This window comes from Herminiimonas sp. CN (genome assembly GCF_000622895.1).
In the GTDB taxonomy this organism is placed as follows: Bacteria; Pseudomonadota; Gammaproteobacteria; order Burkholderiales; family Burkholderiaceae_D; genus AVCC01.
Genome location: NZ_AVCC01000010.1, coordinates 11,244 through 29,755, shown reverse-complemented (window position 1 = coordinate 29,755; position 18,512 = coordinate 11,244). Strand labels below are relative to the sequence as shown.

Sequence of the window (18,512 nt, the reverse complement as noted above, 5' to 3'; positions counted from 1 at the left end):
TCCTCAATCCTGTACTGTCACCAGGTCCGGCGCTTGCGGTGGCATTGCCGAACCATCGGCGTCCAGCGCATCCAGCAGCACATAGAGTTTCCCCATCCCTTCAAAGAGAACCGATCCCGGCACCGCGCGTCCCAAACGCGACGGATGGCCGGACAATTGCGCCAACAGCTTGCGTGCCGGCTCGGCCCAATCACCCTGTACATGCTGCAATCGCCATGCAGTGGCGCAGACCTGTCCGGCAATCAGCAAACGTTTCAGCATGTTGACATCACCCGGCTGGCCACAGCCGCCAAGCTGGTTGATGCCATGTTTGAGCAATTTGAAATACGGCTCGACCGCTGCCCGCCAGTGATGCCACTGGACGATCTGCTGTGCCGTTACCTGCATTTCGATATTGCCGAGCAGATACCATTTCGCCAGCAACTTTCCGCTATGCTTCTCGACAATCCGCGTCATCACGCAACGCAAACTGGGAATCGGATCAGCACTGTTGGCCGTCATGTTTTTTGCACTGCTGCGTAAGCTGACCGATGTTTCAGCCATAGTTTGCAATGCCGCTTTCCCTTTATAAACTACTGACTGCGGGGTACCGAAACTGAGCGTGTCGGCCAGCTTGGCCAGCGTGCTGTCAACGCCGCTTGTCATATCAACCACGCCTGCACCGGCCTGGCTGCGTGCCAACCACCGGACACCGCCGGTTTGCCAGTCGTGTATCTGAGTGGCGGTCGGCATGTTTTCCAGCAAATGGATCATCGGCCTACCGAAGTCCTGCCGCTGCAGCCAGTCGAATTGTCGCATTTCCGCCATGGATGACTTATGAGCGCCGTCCTTGGTAGCGGACGGCACCACTGTAGTCAACAACTGATTCGGTGCAGCCAGTGGCATGCCACTACGGTCTGACAACAGCAAGCTACCATGCAGCGCATATGTATCTCCACTCTCTTCCGCACTGAGGCTAACCTTCCCTCCCAGCGCCAGCACGTACTGATCGCAACCTACATCGACCTCGGCACATGCCTGCGTCAGCAAGGTCTGGGCCACCGCTTGCGGATTGACCGCATCATCGGTCAAGTTTCGCCATAATGCGCGGGTTCCGTCAAAGCCGATCTGACCGGCTGCCAGAGCGTCTGCATTGTCATTCAGTTCCTGCGCATCATGCGTCAAAGCGCGAATTAATTTCCGGCACTGCACCCGCAGTCGCTCAGTGGCCGCCTGCGAACTGGCCTGAATCGCCGCCGTTTCGGCATCATTGCTCAAGAGTGCCGGTTGCTCGCCCAGATCAGCCTCGCCAGGTATGAACAGTGCACTTCGGCTCCCGGCCTGAAATGCGCTGTCAACCAATAGCCCGCGGTCGGCAATCATCAGATTCTCGGGCACTTTCTGGCCGCTTGAAACGTAATATACGGGCAGCCGATGCCGAATCACGGTATCAAGCAGCGTACCGGGATGGGTTGCCTCGTCGACCTTGGTAAAAATACAGCCGGCAAGATCGTTGCCATCGGCCCCATTCGTACCGTAGCGATATGCCTGCACCACTTCATTGAGCGTATCGCCGTGGCTGGAGGCATTCAGCAGCAGCAAGCGCCTGACCGGCCGGCCGGCGCCGCACAGCATTGCTATCTGGTCCGAAACGGTGCGGTCGCGCTGGCTCATACCCACCGTATCTATCAACACCATATGCTTGTCGCGCAAATCATTTAGCACCAGTCGCAAATCGACTGCATCTTTGACCGCATGCACCGATACGCCCAGAATCTGACCGTAAATACGCAACTGTTCATATGCGCCGATCCGGTAGCTGTCGGTAGTCACCAAAGCCAGCTTTTCCGATCCGAAACGCATCACGCAGCGGGCTGCCAGCTTGGCGGTAGTAGTGGTCTTGCCGACGCCGGTCGGTCCCATCAGCGCGTATACCCCTCCGCCCTCCATCAATGCATCCTCGTTTTCCAGCAGAGGCAAATTACGGGCCAATTCGGATTTAACCCATTCCATCCCGTTCGTGTAACTCTGCCCGGTCGGCAAATGGTCCAGCATAGCTTTTGCCAATCGTGCGCTGAAACCTGCTCCCAACAAGGCGCGCAGCAGATGGCTGCGCACCGGATCGCGCCGCTGCTTATCGCTCCAGACCAAGCCGGCCAACTGCTCCTCTATCATGCCGCGCATCGAATGAATTTCGCTGAGCAAGCTATCGGCAGCCTGCGGCCGTGTGGCCTCTGCAGCCTGTGGTGCGGCTGGGTTACCCAATACAGGTACGGCAATCGGTGTTGCTGCGGACAAAGTGGAAACCGATATTTGCGCGGCTGCATCCTCGGCTATGGCTACAATTTCAACGCCGGCGGCCGTCACGCGATTGGATAAAATAATGGCATCCGGACCCAATTTTTCGCGAATCAGACGCAAGGCCTCGCGGCTCGATGAGGCAATAACCTTACTAGCTTTCGTACTGACATTGGTACTAGTATTCAACCTTTACCTCCAATGATTGCAGTTACCTTGATGGTGCGGGTATCGGGTATTTCAGCGTGTGAGAGCACCTTGAGTTGCGGCAGGCTGCGGCGTAAGAACCGCGCCAGCAATACACGCAGCGGATGCTGGACGACCAGTACCGGGGCCAATCCCATCTGTTCCTGCCGAGCTATTGCTGCCTGGGTCTGCAGTAGCAGGCTATCGGCCAGACCCGGCTCCAGGCCGCTGCTATTAGTGAGTGCCTGCAGCAGCATCCGGTCCAGCGAGCCATCAAGACCAATGACCTGTAATTCGCCATTGCCCGGGAACAGTTGTTGCGTGATCGCGCGTCCCAGCGCCAGGCGCGTCAACGACGTCAACTCGTTAGCATCAGTAACGTTCGGAGCATGTTCGGCCAGCACGTCAAGTACAGTCCGCATATCGCGAATCGGTACGCTTTCTTCAAGCAGATTCTGCAATACTTTCTGCAAGGTAGTCAGCGACAGCAACTTGGGCACCAAATCCTCGGTCAGCTTCGGTGATTCCTTGCTGATCCGATCGAGCAATTGCTGAACCTCCTGGCGTCCCAGCAATTCAGCCGCATGTGCATGGATCAGATGATTCAGATGCGTAGCCACTACCGTGCTGGCGTCAACCACCGTATAGCCATAAATCTGCGCCTGTTCGCGCAGATTACTGTCGATCCATATGGCCGGTAGGCCGAAGGCTGGATCCTTGGTCTGGGTGCCGGGCAACGATCCTCCCACCTGCCCCGGATTGATTGCCATCCACTGACCAGGCCAAGCCTCGCCATGGCCGATCTCGACACCCTTCATCGTAATCACATAGGTATTCGGTTTTAATTCCAGATTGTCGCGAATGTGAACTACCGGCACCAGGAAACCGACATCCTGCGCAAATTTTTTACGAATACTCTTGATACGTCCCAGCAACTCGCCATTCTGCGCCCGGTCCACCAGCGAGATCAGTCGATAACCGACTTCCAGTCCGAGCGGATCGACCAATGCAACATCGTCCCATGTTGCCTCTGCCGGTTCAGCAGAAACAACAACCGGCGGCGGAGCTTTGGCTGCCTCAGCGGCATGGACGGTGCGCTGCACTTGACGCCGGCCAAGCCATACCAACCCACCGGCAATAATCAGGAACGACACATGCGGCATACCCGGCACCAGGGCCATCAGGCCAATGATGCCGGCAGTCAGAAATAGCACCTGAGGATTGGAAAACAACTGCCCCATCAATTGCTGCCCAACATCCTCATCGGTAGTCACACGCGACACGATAACGCCGGCAGCAGTCGAAATCACCAAAGCCGGAATTTGTGCAACTAGGCCATCGCCGATGGCCAGCAAGGTGTAAGTTTTGGCCGCAACCGATAGATCCAGACCGTGTTGTGCAACTCCGACAATCAGGCCGCCAACAACATTGACAACCATAATCAGCAGACCAGCTACCGCATCGCCACGCACGAATTTACTGGCTCCGTCCATCGAGCCATAAAAATCGGCTTCCTGCGCCACCTCAGCTCGCCGTTTACGCGCCACATCCTCCGCGATTAAACCTGCGTTCAGATCGGCATCAATTGCCATTTGCTTACCTGGCATTGCATCCAGTGTAAACCGCGCACCCACTTCGGCGATGCGACCGGCACCTTTGGTAATGACCATAAAATTGATCACCACCAAAATGATGAACACCACGATACCGACCGCAAAATTACCCCCAACCAGGAAATGTCCAAAGGCCTCAATCACCTTGCCCGCGGCATCAGGTCCGGTATGCCCTTGCAACAGCACAACACGGGTGGAGGCGACATTCAGGGAAAGTCGCAGCAGTGTCGAAAACAGCAACACTGCTGGAAAAGCAGCAAAATCCAGCGCCTTCATCGTATACATACTGACCAGCAGTACCATCACCGATAGTGCGATATTGAATGTAAACAGCAGGTCGAGCAAGAATGGCGGCAATGGCAAGATCATCATGCCAAGGATCATGACGATCAGTAACGGCCCGGCCAAGCCCTTGATCTGGTTGCCGGCCAGAAGCAAGGTAGGCAAGCGCAACAACGAACTCAGCGGCTTCATGCCTTACTCCCTGCCGGATCGAGCGATTCCGGCACCGGCAAGTCGTCCGGGGCATGCGGCGCAACTCCACCTTCGCTGTGCCAGCGTTGCAATTGATAAACCCAAGCCAGAACTTCGGCTACGGCTGCATATAAGGCAGCAGGAATCTCGTCACCGAGCTTGGTATGCCGGTACAGCGCCCGCGTCAATGGTGGGGCCTCAAGAATCGGCACCTTATTTTCCTCACCGATGGCACGAATGCGCAGGGCCAGTAGATCTGTGCCTTTGGCGACCACACGGGGTGCGCGCATTTCCTTGTCGCGATACTTGAGCGCCACGGCAAAGTGGGTCGGATTGGTGACAACAATATCGGCACTGGCTACCTCGGTCATCATGCGTCGCCGCGCCATCTGCTGTTGCTGACGACGAATCTGCGCCTTGATTTGTGGGTCGCCTTCACTTTCCTTGTGTTCTTGCCGCAGATCCTCACGCGACATGCGCAGTTTTCGATAATAACTCCATAGTTGATAGGGAACATCAAGTGCCGCCACTAGCAACAACGAAGCGATGATCAGCGCGCAGCAGTTGGCCACAAGCCGGATCGTATGCGGCAAGGCACTATGTACCGGCTCGGTCATCAGCGACATGATCGCCGTCACATTAGCAGAAATTACCCAATATGCAACGCCACCCACCAGCAGCGACTTAGCGACCGCTTTGATCAGTTCAGCCAAAGATTGCGTTGAAAACAGCCGGCCAATGCCTTCTATTGGATTTAATTTAGAGAATTTTGGTGCCAGGGATTGCGTTGAAAACAGCCAGCCACCGAGCATTATCGGTGCTGCCAATGCCGCCAGCAGCATCATCCCAAACAAAGGCAACAGCGCCTGCAAGGCCTCCATGACCACATTCCCGGCCTGCATAAGCATATGCGACGGATCGAATGCGGAGGCTCGCTCAAATTGCAGTCCGCGCTGCAATGCTCGGCCAATATGTTCACTCATCGGTGCAGCAGTCAACCACAGGCCGCCCAAACCAGTTACCAACAAAACAAATGTGGTCAGTTCGCGCGACCGTGCAACCTCTCCTTCTTCTCTCGCCTTTTCCAGACGCCTGGGAGATCCAGGCTCAGTTTTTTCAAGATCACTTTCTTCCGCCATGCATGCTCCGAACTGGAAAGCGCAAATAGCGCCCATCAGGAAGGATTATTGATGCAGCAGCAACCGATTGATCGACCAAACAGGCCAGGTATTGACCTGTTCCTTGATCAATAGGGATGAATGATAGGATAAAGATGTTATAAAGTCTGATGCGTTACACCATCAGGCACAGCTATTCGTAAAGCTCTCCTGTTCGTCAAAAATCCAGCACCCGGATAATAAAGTTACCTTCATGACACATAAATTTTACTGCTATTTGGGTAAATTCTTTACCCAAGCTAACGCCGACAAATGCGAATTATTAATATCTTCTGCGGTGAAATGATGTGGCGATGCAAGCGCTGCAACCAAGGTGGCGTTTAGCTCACAGGCTTCAGCAAGAGCCAGGAATGACCCATATATCCCCGTGCGCGACAAAATGGCATCAGACACTGCTCTAGACACCTGTATCTTGGCGAGCACTTCCTCCATTGGAATGCAGAGGAGGCGGTCCAGAAGGGAAAACATGCCGACGACAAAGAGAGTTTCCGCATCACTCTTAGGCATCACTTTCTGCCCCAGCATCTCAGCCAATCTTCCACGAACAATTGCAGCCTCCAACAAAACAGGAGAAAATCCAGTCGTTGTTGAAGTTGCCAATAGTAAGGATAGCCAACGATAAAGAGGGTTATAACCAAGTAGTTGCAGAGTTTGCTTCAACGACCGTATTTCTCCCCTTTGGCCCAAACCTGCTGAATTAATATAGCGAAGCAACTTATAGGTAATGGTTGGATCCCTTTTCAGAACGTCTTCCAAATGCTGTATTTCAACATTCTCTTTCACCATATGCATTAATTTTAAAATAATGGTCTGAGAAGGATTCAGGTCCTTAGTATGCGAAGTTGGTCGTGGTGTTAAATGCAACTTGCCGACAAATGCATCCAAACCAAGCGATGCACAGGCATCAAACGTCGGCCAATCGTTCACCTGACGAGCCAGCATATGAATTCCAAGTTGCTTGAGCGATCCATAAAATTTGGCCTTAGATGTGAAATCGGCTGACGAAAAATCGATTTCAACATGAGTCAGATATGTTAAGAGAGACTTGTCGTGCAAAACTAAATCTGCATTCCTTAACGACACACCGAACCCCCGCTCACGGAAAGCGATAATTTTTGCGAAAGTACCAGGATCACGCAAATCGGCAACAGTCACTTCAAAAACTGTATTTTTAGGCTGCAATCTTAATGCCGTGTCTATTGACAGTAAACTCAGATCAGCATTTAAAAATATCAAGCTATCTTCTAGTAGCCAACCTTTCCCACGACTATTGAATGCATCTGCAATAGCGCTAATGCAAGAGGAGAGAGCATCCTCGGAAAAGGAGTCTCTTTCTACGGAAGGGCACAGCCAACTAAGTGCATAGCCAATTACTTTTTGTCCCGAATCAAGCAGTGGTTCTCGAATGATGAAATTTTCGTCAAACATAATGTATATGGGCGTATATCTGTATTAGACCAGTTATCCTGGAAGCCCACGGGCAAAGAGTATGCAGCATACCTCACAGCAAGCTACAGATCCGGAACGAACAAAGTTAGAACCGGATCCCCTCACCCCAACCCTCTCCCAGAGGGAGAGGGTGAGAACGGGGCACGATGAAGTCAAGACTTCATCGCGCCGGATCAATAGTCATTGTTTCGCTCTTGCAAAACGAACGCTGTTCAGCTGCAAGCAGTTGGACTTGCGCATTCATTTGCAGTTAAAAAAATCAGGTAAATTTTAATATGCGCATTATTTGGAATAGTGTTCATAAACCCAATTTCAATACTTAGCTAAAACTGCGCTTGCAAACTGGAACAGTTGACACATTCTGGCTCATCCGCTTACTGAGCGAAAACTTAATCTGAAGCCGGAGAAATCAAGAACCTGCCGCCTTCTCAATTTTTTACAAAAATTTTTGTGAGCTTTTCATCCAGTATCGCCGTGGTAAACGGCTTCACTACATAACCACTAGCACCTGCTTGCGCAGCGGCAATAATGTTTTCCTTTTTAGCTTCTGCAGTCACCATAAGCACTGGGAGCTTAGCTAATGCGGGGTCTGCCCGTATATTCTGCAGCATGGTAAGCCCATCCATGTTTGGCATGTTCCAATCGGAAACCACGAAATCATATTGTTCACTTTTCAACTTCGCAAGCCCCATGACGCCATCCTCAGCTTCGTCTACATTCGTGTATCCCAATTCTTTAAGCAGATTGCGGATGATGCGTCGCATCGTCGAAAAATCGTCGACAACCAAAAATTTCGTATTCGGACCAGCCATATATTGCCCCATTCATTTTACAAAAACAGATTGCCAATTCACTAAAGAAACGCAAATTCATTCAGATATTCGAGAAATAAATCAATTGTAAGCTATTGATTTTATTATAGAATAATTCTGACGACATGAATTAATCTGCGATTCCATAACAAGTTTGTCCCAGCGCACACCACTTACGTTGACTTATACCCTGAGCGCACGATTACCGTACGCGTTCAGGAGTTCCAGAACTTTACGCGGCAATTCGTCCAGAGGCGCGACGTCATGCACTGCTCCGATGGCGATAGCTTCGCGTGGCATGCCAAAGACGACGCAGCTGGCTTCGTCCTGTGCAAAATTGTGCGCACCAGCCTTGCGCATTTCAAGCATCCCTGCCGCGCCATCCTTTCCCATTCCGGTAAGAATCACTCCCATCGCATTTTTACCGGCACAATTTGCCGCCGATTGAAACAGTACATCAACCGAGGGCCGATGGCGATTTACTGCAGGCCCCTGATCAAGTTGTGTAACGTAGTTTGCACCGCTGCGGGTAAGTAGCAAATGCGAATGTCCCGGTGCGATATAAGCATGCCCGGGAAGAATCCGCTCCCCACCTTCAGCCTCCTTGACGGAAATTTTACAAAGTCCGTCAAGGCGCTGCGCAAACGATCGAGTAAACCCTTCAGGCATATGCTGCGTGATCAGTATCCCTGGGCAATCTGACGGCATCTGCATGAGAAAACTCTTGATTGCTTCAGTACCACCAGTGGAGGCGCCTATAATAATAAGTTTTTCGCTACTCGTCAGCGGATTGCGAATCAAGGGCAGCGGCACCTCAGTCAACTTGGCGGAATCGCTTGCAACAGCTGCATGGGACTTGATCCTAGCACGGGATGCAATGCGAATTTTGTCTGCAATCAAATTGGTATACTCAAGCATCCCGCTTTGAATGGATAATTTTGGTTTGGTGACAAAATCCACCGCACCCAACTCAAGTGCACGCATGGTAATCTCCGAACCGCGTTCAGTCAGGGACGAAACCATGATCACTGGCATAGGCCGCAAGCGCATCAATTTTTCAAGAAAATCCAAACCATCCATTTTCGGCATCTCGACATCCAGCGTAAGTACATCCGGATCTGTTTTCTTGATCATCTCTCGCGCCACGATCGGATCCGGCGCCACGCCAACAACTTCCATATCTGATTGACTGCTGACAATTTCCCGCATGACACTGCGAATTAAGGCTGAATCATCCACAATCAGAACTTTGATTTTCATAAAATGCTTCCCGTGCTCAGCACCGCAGTGCCAGTGATTCTGTATCAGAAAAGTTCAACCTCACCGCCAACAGAACTTGTTTTAAGTCGACTGGCATAGGCATGCTCACGCATGGCGAGCGTATCATTATGCGTTTGCTTGAGCTTCTTGACCAAAACTTTCCCTGTCTTTGGAAAAAAATAGACCTTACGCGGATATATGTCGTTAAGATCCTCCGCCGTTATTCGCATATTTTCCATAAGCAGAAAATCTCGAACGAACTGGGCATTGCGCTCCCCGACATTGATCGAGGTAAAGCCAGCCAGAACACTACCGCCGCCAAACACCTTGGCCTCCATGTTTTCACGTCGCGCACCCAGCTTCAGAAGTTGATTGATCAACACCTCCATTGCATAGGCGCCATAACGCATCGATGCTGAAACAGGGTTATTTCCATCGTTACCACTGCCGTCTGGCAGCATAAAGTGATTCATGCCCCCAATACCCGACATGCGATCGCGGATGCAAGCCGACACGCAGGAACCCAGCACAGTCACGATCAACATATCTCTACTTGTACAATAATATTCGCCAGGCAATATTTTAGCTGCATCGCAGTCAAATGTTCTGTCGTAGTAAACATTGGCTGCAAATTGTTCTTCGAACATCTGACTCATAACGAACTTCTCGAATTCGCAGTAACCGCACCTACCTCGCCATGCCGCATTGAGGATACCAGTTCGTATACTGTCTTCCCTCTCAGGGCAAAGGCATCCGAAACATACAGAAAATTTTCCGAATGCCCGGCAAACAACAATCCATCAGGCTTCAGTAGCGGCCTGAATTTGGTCAAAATTCTGCCTTGGGTGGGTTTATCGAAATAAATCATTACATTACGACAGAAAATTGCATCGAACGGTCCTGAGATCGGTAAATTGTCGGCCAGTAGATTAAGCTGCTTAAAAGAGATCATCTGGCGCAGCTCCGGGCGGATTCTTACCAACCCATCCTGCTCACCCTTGCCGCGCAGGAAAAAACGTTTAACTCGCTCAGGAGACATTTTCGCTATCTTGTCAATCGCATAAACGCCATTAGAAGCTGTGCTCAGCACGCTGGTATCGATATCGGTGGCAATAATATGCACCGGCGGAGTTAGAGTGCCAAACACCTCACATGCTGTAATTGCAATTGAATAAGGTTCTTCTCCGGTAGAACTGGCGGAACACCAGATCGCAATTGGCTCCCTTACACTGCGCATGTGCTCTGCCAAGATCGGAAAATGATGCGCCTCACGAAAAAAGGAAGTCAGGTTGGTGGTCAGCGCATTAGTGAACGCTTCCCACTCGTCATCGTCTACGCCCCCCCCCTCCAGGCCATCCAAATATTGCCCAAACGACATGATTCCATTAGCCCGCAATCGGCGAGCAAGGCGGCTATACACCATCTCCTGCTTCGTATCCGCCAACGCAATTCCGGCACGCTTGTGAATCAATGCCTTCACTCTGGCAAAATCATGCGTTGTAAATTCGAACTCCTTGACGCCATCTAATTTATTTTGAGGCGCTAATTTCATACTGTGACTCTCTCTAAAATCAACACTCATACACATCAGAAATTACCAAATATGAAATAATCTTCAGCGCTGAATATATCGACCTACATGCAAAAAAGTGCCATATAGCAAGCTGGAAGAGTGGACTTGAAAAATCAAAGCGAAAACGGCTGGGGATAATGAATTTCTCTGCCGATTAACGCCAAGCCTGACATCTTCTAGATACAGCATGAAAAATTCCGACTCACACATCGCGTCACAAGGTTGTCAATATCCCAATATAAATAATGGTTACGTACAACGTAACCATCGGCGGATTCAAATAACGTAACGCGTGCAATGCCTTCTTTAATAACGGCTCCGATACCATTAAATTGAGCTTAGCATGCAGCATATTATAAGACCACGATGGGCTTAAAAATTACTCCTGAGACATATTAAACACAGTTTTTGATAAAACCAGAGCTTTAATTAGAATAATTTGATCAGCGAAGTAGCAGATTACTCAACCTCTCGCGCTCGAACGCCGATTACCTGGCGCGAGCGGCACACAGCGGGAGAGGTAGAAACGTGCTGAACGTGTCACGTTCAGGAATTGAAAAAGGCCAGCACCTAAGTGCTAGCCTTTGTATATTCTGGCTCCCCGAGCAGGTCTTACTGCGAACCATTCGACTCTGCGTCAAGCTGCCGGCAAACCTTGCTGCTATCCGTGCGGCCTAGCATGGCTGGCGAAGCGATAACGATAGCAGAAAAGCGAAGCGCAAAACATTACCAATAAGCAAATTTCATCTATGATGTCGGTTCCGAGTGCCTCGCGTTGCGGGGCTTTTTTACGTTTAGTGAGCATGGAAAGCACACTTCGATTGTTTTTAATGGCAGTTCTGTCACTTTCACTGACTATGCCGGGCTACTGTTTTGCGCGTGCGCATCGTAGCCAAGTAGCAAAGCGCAATTTCCAACGGGCGAATCCTTGCCCTGCGACGGGGAAACAAAGGGGACGGTGTCCAGGTTACGTGATCGATCACGTTGTGCCACTTTGCGCTGGCGGGACTGATGAGCCCACCAACATGCAGTGGCAGACGGCTGCAGATGCAAAGGTGAAGGACCGGGGAGAATGGCGGCAATGTCGTGCAATACGCGCTGGGAAACCGTTTTAAGCCGGACAGCTAGCTTTACAGGCTTTTTTACTGGTGAACAATGAAAATCATCATTCAATTATTATTTGCTGGGCTGCTGTCATTTCCAGTTTTGGCGCAAAGTCCCTCGGAACAGCGTTCGCTATGGCATATAGCCGCGAACATCAATGCGGGAAGAGTGCTTGATAAAGACGACGGGAGTGTGGCGCAGGCAAAAAGATTGCTGGAAACCTTATCCAAGAAATATCATGCTCCCGCTGAAGATCTGAGTGGGTTGGTTTTATATGCTTATAAGCAGGTAAGGGTTCTAAACGATAGTCAAACTTCATTATTTGATCTTTTAGAGGTATCGGATTACTGCGGGCCTGACGGGAAAAATATTACCAAGAATTCGCTATCAAAAAATATTGCACTCTATCTAATGAATCGAAATGAAGGGACAAGCCATACGCTTACGGTAATTCGTGTTTGTGGTTTATTTAACCGACTATGATTTGGTGTTTGGCTTTCGACAAAAATAAAGAAGTGCGAATGTTGACACACTAGAAAAACGAAGGATATATTCCGCTCAAGTGCTTCAAAACACGAATCGTAGCGGAATGCCATCCCGACAGTCAGTGGCATTTTTTACGCCTATAGGTTTCGCTTCTATGGGCGCGGTGGAACGGGAATACAAGACCTTCAAGGTTGCCCCATCCCTTTGGGATTGGACAGCCCCGGGGAATACCGTTCGCTCGGCTACGTACGAGTTTTGAACACTCGCGCCCGCCAGTTCGCTTCAAAACGGATTGGTGGACTTATCCAAAGTCTCACGTAGGAGCAAAACCATGCCTGATACATCATCAGAGTTTCCTAAACTCGTCATCACCACACCCACACTGCCGCGTGCGCGTGCCATCTTTCCCCGTCTTGAAACCGATGCTTTGCTGGCGGCGTGGCTCGCCTATGATGCGAAGCTGAAGGCAGCGCCCAGTCTCAGCGCAATGACGCAGCGCCGGCGGGATACCGCCGCTGATGCGTTATACGATCTGATGTTTCTGGCATCTACCGCGCTGACCAAGGCGGATGTGCCGCCGCCGATCAACCTGGCCGCTTACCGATAAAACATTGCGCAAGGCAACGCAAGCCCTTGATTTTGCTTGCGCTGCCTAACAAATCCCCCCCTTATTTTGGCTTGACGATGGCGGCAAGATGGGCGAATCTCAACTTTGCTGCCCTCCTCTTGTGCCCGTTAAAAAAGATCATCGTTCGCAACTGAAAGAAGTCACGTTCCGCTGCGGCCGGCACGGTTCATTCAAGGCCGAGCCGGCGCGGGTGGATGCGGATCCGGAGGATGCGGTGCATCCGTGGCACTATTTCGCGCCGTGCCCGGATTGCGATGCCGAATGCGGCCAAGCGCATTGGGAGCGCTCGTTGCTCAAGGCCTGGCAGAAAGCGACCGGGCCGACGTCCGACGAGGGCAAGGCGGCCAGCTCGGAGAATCTGATCGGGCATCCGACCAAGGAAGAAAGTCTGCGGACGCGCTTCAATGCGATGAAGCATGGCGCGTCGGCCAAGGTGGCAACGTATTTCCCTGCCAAGCCAGGCGGTTATGCCTTGTGCACGACGTGCGACGTCGATCGCTATTACTGTTCGCAGCAGCCGTGCTGCGTCAAGCAGACGCAGAATTTCATGCTGCACCACGCCGCTTTCGAGCAGCGCAAGCCGGGCATGCTGACCGGGATGTATGCGGACATGCAGGCGGCGATCTTCTCAATCCTGCAGCAGATCATCATGACGATCATTGCCGACGGCGTGAAATTGACGCGGCCGGAGTTCCATTTCGATGAAAACGGGCACTTGAGTCTGGCGACCTACACCGACGACCATGGCGAGAAGCAAACCATCATGGAAGTGTCCGCGCATCCGCTGCTGAAATCGATGTCGGAGCTGCTGACCAAGAACAATATGTCCCTGGCAGACATGGGGATGACCAACAAGGTGATCGAGGCCGAGGATATGCTGCCCGGCCAGCTCGGCAGCAAGACGATGCCGATGCTGAGCGACGACGAGTACAAGCGCCGCCAGCTGACCGCGCTGCAGGATCTGTCGGCCAAGGTGATGCGCTCGAATCAGCTGACCGCATCCGATCCGATCCTGGTCGAGTTCGGGCGGGAAAACGGCATTGCCGGCGACGTGATCGACGTCGAAGCACGCGAGCAATGAGCGGCGAGCGCGTCAGTGCCACCCAGCGCATCACCGTGGCCAGCAGGGCCGAGGTGGAAATCCTGCGTTACAAGGACGATCACGCGCTGTGGCACAAGCATGTGCATGGGGTCGATCTGGATCCGATGCAGGTGCTGAAGTGCATCGAAATGGACATGCACCCGAATACCATCGACGTGTCGTGCCGGCGTACCGGCAAGACCGCGGTGAAGGAAATGCATGCGCTCAAGCACAATGCCTGCAATCCGCACCAGGAGGTCGGCATCGTGGCGCCACGGCAGCAGCAGGCGCAGACCAATCTGACCTATCACGTCGATGCGATCCGGCGTTCTCCGATCCTGTCCGGCTACCTGGCGCACAAATCCGGACGGCAGCAGCTATCGGACACCAAATATCAGCTGTACAACGGCAGCAAGGGTATCGCCTACGGGATCATGAGCCAGATCGACGGTGACGGCCTGTCGTATGCGTCGCTGGAAGAGATGGACGATATGCCGGCCGAACGGCTGTACTCGAACTTCTTCCCGATGCTGGGCTCGGCCCGGAGGCTCGGCGTGGCAGCCGATGTTTCCTTCAAGCCGCAGATCCGCATCACCGGCGTGTTCAAGGGTGCCGACACGCTGCAGGGCTTCATCGATTCCAAGGTCTACCACCTGCTACCGATCGTCAATATGTACCTGGGCATCGAACTGGGCATCCTGAACGAGTCCTATTGCACCCAGAAGCGCACCGAGATGCCGGAAGGCGAGTTCATTCGCCAGTACCTGTGCAAGAACGTCGCGGCGCAGAATCACATCTGGGAAAAATACATCCGGCTGGCGCTGTCGGTCGGGATCCAGGCCAAGCTGGAAGCGGCCGGGCCGATGCCGGGCGTACGCTACAAAAAACGCGGACTGGTGTCGTTCGGCTACGATCACAGCGGCCACGGCGAAAGCATGACCGCGTCCAAGTCGGCGCTGGTAGTGTGCGAGCAGCTGGGCAACTTCACCGTATTCATCTACGTCAAGACCTGGCCGGCCGGTACCGACGACAACGTGATCCGGCGCGACCTGGTCGGGCTGTGGCGCTATTTCAGTCCGGATTATGCGATGGGCGATGCGTATGGCGTCGGCATGCTGACCTCGGTCAACGATGATCTGTACCGCGAAGGGCTGACGTACATCGACCGCCGCACCATCGGCGACGGCGACAGCAACGCATCGACCTGGCAGCAATGGGCTTTTGCTCCTATCCGTTTCGAGGGCATGACCAAGCACAGCATGGCATCGGCGCTGCGCGCTGCATTCCACAACAGGCAGGCGGCGATCCCGCCGTTTGATGAGGATATCGAGGCGCTGGAGGGCGATGTCGACCCGAACCCTCAATGGACTAACGAACACCGGGTCAGCGCCAGCAACACCGACGACTGGCGCATCTTCGTGCGGCAGATGGGGAATATGAAGGCGGTCCCGAATAAATCCGGTTCGTATTCGAGTTACAAGCAGGTCGATCCGAAGATCGGCGACGACTTGTTCGATGCCGCCTGCGCCGGGGTCTGGGCGCTGACCACGCGCGGCGCTGACCATGTGCCGACCATCATCAGCGGCCGCACCCAGAGCCGAGAACAATTACTAGGAGCCGTCCATGTCCGATGAGCGCCCATACCAGACGAATGCCACCGTGTCGGTCAGGCCGAAGCCTGTCGCCCCAGCAGCGGCTGCATCGAAGCCGCTGCCGCCGCTGAGCGAAGCCGAGCATGCACGCATCAAGCAGACCATCGCCATCGTTAAGGAAAAATGCCCGGAGCTGGTGCCGATGATCAAGGAACTGCACGCACTCGGCATGATCGACGGCTGGCGCTCTGTCACCATAACGAAAGTCAACGATGATACTCATTAGCAAACTGGCCGGAATGCTGCGCGCATTGCTGCCGAACGCGCCAGTGGCAAACAGTACCGAAACCGGCACCCGGCTCGGGCCGGAGAACCGCTACCGCTCGCTGTACCGGCAGTTCTATGTCGATCCGGAAGTCCGCAATGCGATCCTGGGCATCCGCGAGATGGACAAGCTCGACGGCCGGGTCAAGATGATCCACAGCCGGGTGGCGCGCGACATTATTAAAGGCGGACTGGTGATGCAGCTGGCCAAGCCGGACGAGGCGGTGTCGGAGGCATGGGAGGATTTCCGCCGGCGCTGCCAGCTGGACCGGCATGAAAAACTGAAATCCGATGCTCGCGGCCTGGTGATGGAGGGCAATCTGCCGCTGCAGATCATCGTCGATGATCGCAACAACGTCTGCAGCCTGGTGCGCATGCCGTCCGAGACCATCGTCCCGAACGTCAACGATAGCGGCCAGTTCAAGGATGTGAGCCGGGCCTACACCCAGCACGATCTGGTGACCGGCGAACCGGCATCCCATTTCGCGCTGTGGCAGCTGCACCTGGTGCGCTTCGATCCGGACAATTTCGACGACATGGGCGCGCTGGGCCGGCCTTTTCTGGATGCCAACCGCACTACCTGGCAGAAATTGCGCATGACCGAGGAGGATCTGGTAATCCGGCGCCGGGTGCGGGCGCCGCTGCGACTGTCGCACGTGCTGGAAGGGGCGACAGCTCCAGAACTGGAATCCTATGAAGCCAAGGTCATCAACAAGCAAAGCGAAATCACCACCGATTATTTTCTGAACAAGAAAGGTGCGGTCAATCCGATCCAGGGCGACAGCAACCTTGATCAGGTGGCCGATATCGCGCTGCTGCTGGATTGCTTCTTTTCCGGCTCACCGATGCCGAAAGGTTTGGCCGGGTACACCGATGGACTGAACCGTGACATTCTGGAAGACCTGAAGCGTGACTATTACGACGAAATCGACGTGCTGCAGGATACGCTGGCCTATGGCTACCAGCAGGCATTCCATATCGACCTGCTGCTGAAGGGCATCAACCCGCTCGATGCAGACTTTTCAATCTGCTATGCGGAACGCCGTACCGAGACCCCGAATCAGGCCGCCGACCGTGCGCTGAAGCTGCAGGCTCTGGGCCTGCCGCAGAACCTGATCTGGCAGGAGCTGGGATACGACCCGGCTTATATCAACGAGATGCTGGAGCATCAGGCCAATTCGGTGAATCCGTACCCGGATGACGACGTGAAGCCAGATCCGAAAGCGCCGCAGGTCAAGATCACCCCCGGCAACGGTCGCAAGGGCCAGTCCGCCACCAGCATCACGCACCGCTGATGGCCCTGACTCCGGAACAGCAGGCCGTGCTTGCCGCCTCAGCCAAGGGACGCGATGACATGCGTGAGCTCGATGCGCAGGCATTGGCCGAGCTGGAAAAACAGTACGACGACGCGGTGCAGGATATCCGGCAGATGATCGCCGCCGTGGCCGGTGCGGCCGGCATCGTCTCCACTACCGCCCTGCCCGCCCTGCTGCTGCAGATCCAGGCGCGGCTGGGCAAACTGGCCAACGCCCGGAATGCGGTGCTGATGCAGGGTATCGATCAGGCCGCCACCATCGGCGTCACGCCATTCATGCCGACCGTGAATGCTGCGCAACTGGACAGCATACGGGTCGAAGCGGCGCAGTTCGTGCGTGAATATGTTGGCCCCGATAAGCTGAAGCTGTCCGATCGGATCTGGCGCATCGATCGCCATGCAAACGAGATCGTCAGCCAGGCGGTCCAGAATGCAGTGGTGCGCGGAGAAGGCGCGGCGCAGGCGGCGCGCGATTTTCTGGCGCGGGGCATCCTGCCGCCGGCGGAGATCGACCTGGCCAAGGATGCCGCCACCGCAGGCAACATCGCCGGCTCGGTGGAAGAAGGCCTGATGACCGGGCGCGGCGCCCCGCTCGACAATGCCATGCGGGTGATGCGCACCGAGATCAACCGGGCCCATACCAAGGCCTACCAGAAAAGCGCTGCCGCCGATGACGATTCGATCGGCACCCAGTTCATGCTATCGCCGCGGCACCCGCGCGTCGACATTTGCGACATGCACGCCCGGGCAAATCTGTTCGGCCTCGGCGCCGGGGTCTATCCGCATGGGAAAAGCCCGCTTCCAGCACATCCGAATACCCTGAGTTTCGAGGTAATCGTGTACCGGAATGAGGTAACCGAAGCCGACAGGGCCGGACAGCAGACCGCCACCGAATTCCTGGAGACGGTTCCGAGCACAGACCGCGAGGGCATCCTGGGCGTGAACAAAAACGAGGCGTTCGAGGCTGGCAAGCTGCCCGCATCGCAGGTCAGAAGCCGCTGGCGCGACGTGCAAAAACGCATAGCCCGCCAGTCGTAACCACACAATCCCCCCCTGATTTTGTATTGTAAAAACCCTGAAACTGGCGTCTGAGTCAGTAAAGTTTATTGCGTGGCATCGGTTTTCCCCTCCGAGCCGTCTCCCTCGAAAACGGGGTGATG

At 53.9% G+C, this 18,512-nt stretch carries 15 protein-coding genes; 7 read left to right on the top strand and 8 right to left on the bottom strand.

Going from position 1 to position 18,512, the window contains the following annotated elements:
* Positions 1-3: 3 nt before the first annotated feature.
* The 8 genes from flhF to HMCN_RS0103940 all read right to left on the bottom strand — a co-directional run bounded on the left by flhF (position 4) and on the right by HMCN_RS0103940 (position 10,801).
* Positions 4-2,466: a flagellar biosynthesis protein FlhF gene (gene flhF, locus HMCN_RS0103975; RefSeq protein ID WP_025916161.1), complete on the bottom strand. Its 2,463-nt coding sequence runs from the start codon at positions 2,464-2,466 to the stop codon at positions 4-6.
* Complete coding sequence (flhA, locus tag HMCN_RS0103970) at positions 2,463-4,550, bottom strand: flagellar biosynthesis protein FlhA (protein WP_025916160.1); 2,088 nt, start codon at positions 4,548-4,550, stop codon at positions 2,463-2,465. Before flhA ends, flhF begins: the two co-directional genes overlap by 4 nt.
* Positions 4,547-5,689 (bottom strand): flagellar biosynthesis protein FlhB, encoded by a 1,143-nt coding sequence (gene flhB / locus HMCN_RS0103965; protein WP_025916159.1) that lies wholly within the window; start codon positions 5,687-5,689, stop codon positions 4,547-4,549. Before flhB ends, flhA begins: the two co-directional genes overlap by 4 nt.
* A 252-nt stretch (positions 5,690-5,941) precedes the next feature.
* Complete coding sequence (locus HMCN_RS0103960) at positions 5,942-7,156, bottom strand: EAL and HDOD domain-containing protein (protein ID WP_025916158.1); 1,215 nt, start codon at positions 7,154-7,156, stop codon at positions 5,942-5,944.
* Positions 7,157-7,605: 449 nt separating this feature from the next.
* Positions 7,606-7,989, bottom strand: coding sequence for a chemotaxis response regulator CheY (gene cheY / locus HMCN_RS17245; protein WP_035625718.1), 384 nt, complete (start codon positions 7,987-7,989; stop codon positions 7,606-7,608).
* 183 nt (positions 7,990-8,172) lie between these two features.
* Positions 8,173-9,249, bottom strand: coding sequence for a chemotaxis response regulator protein-glutamate methylesterase (locus tag HMCN_RS0103950; protein ID WP_025916157.1), 1,077 nt, complete (start codon positions 9,247-9,249; stop codon positions 8,173-8,175).
* 44 nt (positions 9,250-9,293) lie between these two features.
* Positions 9,294-9,905: a chemoreceptor glutamine deamidase CheD gene (gene cheD / locus HMCN_RS0103945; RefSeq protein WP_025916156.1), complete on the bottom strand. Its 612-nt coding sequence runs from the start codon at positions 9,903-9,905 to the stop codon at positions 9,294-9,296.
* Positions 9,902-10,801, bottom strand: coding sequence for a CheR family methyltransferase (locus HMCN_RS0103940; RefSeq protein ID WP_025916155.1), 900 nt, complete (start codon positions 10,799-10,801; stop codon positions 9,902-9,904). The genes cheD and HMCN_RS0103940 overlap by 4 nt, the downstream gene beginning before the upstream one ends.
* 1,176 nt (positions 10,802-11,977) lie before the next feature.
* Between HMCN_RS0103940 and HMCN_RS19110 the strand changes: the two genes are divergently transcribed.
* The 7 genes from HMCN_RS19110 to HMCN_RS0103910 all read left to right on the top strand — a co-directional run bounded on the left by HMCN_RS19110 (position 11,978) and on the right by HMCN_RS0103910 (position 18,390).
* Positions 11,978-12,409 (top strand): hypothetical protein, encoded by a 432-nt coding sequence (locus HMCN_RS19110; protein ID WP_155837380.1) that lies wholly within the window; start codon positions 11,978-11,980, stop codon positions 12,407-12,409.
* Positions 12,410-12,743: 334 nt separating this feature from the next.
* The gene (locus HMCN_RS0103935; RefSeq protein ID WP_155837379.1) at positions 12,744-13,019 is read left to right on the top strand and encodes a hypothetical protein; all 276 of its coding nucleotides are present in this window, start codon (positions 12,744-12,746) and stop codon (positions 13,017-13,019) included.
* Positions 13,020-13,140: 121 nt separating this feature from the next.
* A complete protein-coding gene (locus tag HMCN_RS0103930) occupies positions 13,141-14,121 on the top strand; it encodes a hypothetical protein (protein WP_025916153.1) in 981 nt (326 codons plus the stop codon).
* The gene (locus HMCN_RS0103925; protein WP_025916152.1) at positions 14,118-15,755 is read left to right on the top strand and encodes a hypothetical protein; all 1,638 of its coding nucleotides are present in this window, start codon (positions 14,118-14,120) and stop codon (positions 15,753-15,755) included. The genes HMCN_RS0103930 and HMCN_RS0103925 overlap by 4 nt, the downstream gene beginning before the upstream one ends.
* Positions 15,745-15,999 (top strand): hypothetical protein, encoded by a 255-nt coding sequence (locus HMCN_RS0103920; RefSeq protein WP_025916151.1) that lies wholly within the window; start codon positions 15,745-15,747, stop codon positions 15,997-15,999. Before HMCN_RS0103925 ends, HMCN_RS0103920 begins: the two co-directional genes overlap by 11 nt.
* Entirely contained in the window at positions 15,986-17,332 is a 1,347-nt protein-coding gene (locus HMCN_RS0103915; protein ID WP_202962641.1) for a hypothetical protein, read from the top strand. The genes HMCN_RS0103920 and HMCN_RS0103915 overlap by 14 nt, the downstream gene beginning before the upstream one ends.
* Positions 17,332-18,390 carry a hypothetical protein gene (locus tag HMCN_RS0103910; RefSeq protein ID WP_025916149.1) on the top strand — a complete coding sequence of 353 codons (1,059 nt, stop codon included), beginning with the start codon at positions 17,332-17,334 and terminating at the stop codon, positions 18,388-18,390. Before HMCN_RS0103915 ends, HMCN_RS0103910 begins: the two co-directional genes overlap by 1 nt.
* Positions 18,391-18,512: the final 122 nt, after the last annotated feature.